Origin of the sequence: uncultured Roseibium sp. (assembly GCF_947499295.1) — a bacterium.
Classification (GTDB): domain Bacteria; phylum Pseudomonadota; class Alphaproteobacteria; order Rhizobiales; family Stappiaceae; genus Roseibium.
In genome coordinates this window covers 1-1626 of record NZ_CANMNP010000091.1, presented here as the reverse complement: position 1 = coordinate 1626, position 1626 = coordinate 1, and the positions used below count along the sequence as shown (strand labels likewise).

Sequence of the window (1626 nt, the reverse complement as noted above, 5' to 3'; positions counted from 1 at the left end):
GGAATGATGTTGATTTAGAGGCTATGATTGCCTGTGCAGCTCTCAAATTGCGGAGCAGGTGATCATAGCCGGGTCTCAGGTCCCTACAGTGGTTTTGCACCAAACCATACCGCGAGGGAGACCGACTATGACCGATGCCAGTATTGCACAGACCGAGCCTGTTCTGGTGGCAATTGATATTGCCAAATCACGCCACGAAGTCTTGCTGTCCATTCCCGGCAGAAAGCGTCGACGCCGCCTGACCGTTTTGAACCAGCTCGACGATTTCAACCGCTTGATCGCGCTGCTTCGTGATTATGGCCGTCCTGTTCGTGTCGCTTTCGAAGCCACCGGCAATTATCACCGTGCCCTGGCCTACAGGCTTGGAAGCGCAGGGTTTGAGGTGAAGCTTGTCTCTTCGGTTTCACTGGCACGTACCCGTGAAGCCTTGAACAACAGCTGGGACAAGAACGACCCGAAGGACGCACAGGTCATTCTTCATATGATGCAAATCGGGAACGAACAGTTCTACCATGACCCGGTGCTGTGCGGCACGAACGATCTTCAGGAACTCTCCAAGACCCACGACATTGTCTCGCGCTCGAAGACCGAGCTTTGGCACCGGGTTTTGACCCATTATCTGCCGCTGTATTTTCCCGAAGCAGAACGTTTTCATCGCAGTTCACGCAGTGACTGGTTCTTTGCCTTCCTGGAACGCTACCCATCACCGCATTTTATTTCTGCCATGAGCCAAGAGGCATTCATTGCCGACGCTTGGGAGGTTGTCGGCCGCAAGGTCTCAAAAGAGCGTTTGCTCGCAGATATTTATGAGACCGCCAAAACCTCCGTCGGTTTACCAATCGCCCCAGATTCCGATGCCGCAAAGATGTTCCGGATGGTTCTGGCAGAAGGGCGCAGCCTGATTGCGCAACGCAATCAGATTGAAGGGCGTGCCGAAGCTCTGCTGAAGGAAAACGCAGACTACACTCTTCTGACATCCATCCCCGGGATAGGTGCCATCAATGCGCTCACCATCTTGGCAGAGGCCGGAGACCTACGCCGGTTTCAACATCACCGCCAGTTCCTGAAGTTCTGTGGCATGGACTTGGCGACGATCCAGTCTGGCACATTCCGAGGTCAGACCAAGCTGTCAAAATACGGAAACGCCCGATTACGGCGCACCCTTTGGATGGCTGGGCAGGTCGCGATCAATCAACGCACCAACAGCTTTAGGGACAAGTTCGAGCGTTACATCGCCAAGGATCGACAAAACACACATTTACGCCGAAAGGCCTATACCGCAATTGCCGCCAAGATGGCCCGAACCGTCCACGGGATAATCAAACGCGGCGAGCCCTATCGCCCCTTCTTTGAGGGGTGATCGAAAGCAGAAGGACCCTTCTCTGATCGGGCCGTAGAGGCAGGCATCTGACCTCGTAGATAATGTTCAGGCCTTCTGCTCAACAACCTAAAGATCTCGTCTTAAGGACGGTGAGAGCCGCATAAGCGTACTCTGTGTTTGTTATGGGAGAGACATGTTGTTGACCTAAATGCCGAACTGATACACTTTCAAACATGCTGAAAAGCTTCAGCATGACAATGACCTGATGCCAAGTCTGCTAATCATTCCGAATATAGGACGTTGTC

General features: G+C 53.1%; 1 pseudogene. It reads left to right on the top strand.

From position 1 onward, the window contains the following. The first annotated feature begins 127 nt into the window (after positions 1 to 127). Positions 128 to 1386, top strand: a pseudogene (locus Q0835_RS29835) (IS110 family transposase). The last annotated feature ends 240 nt before the right edge of the window (positions 1387 to 1626 follow it).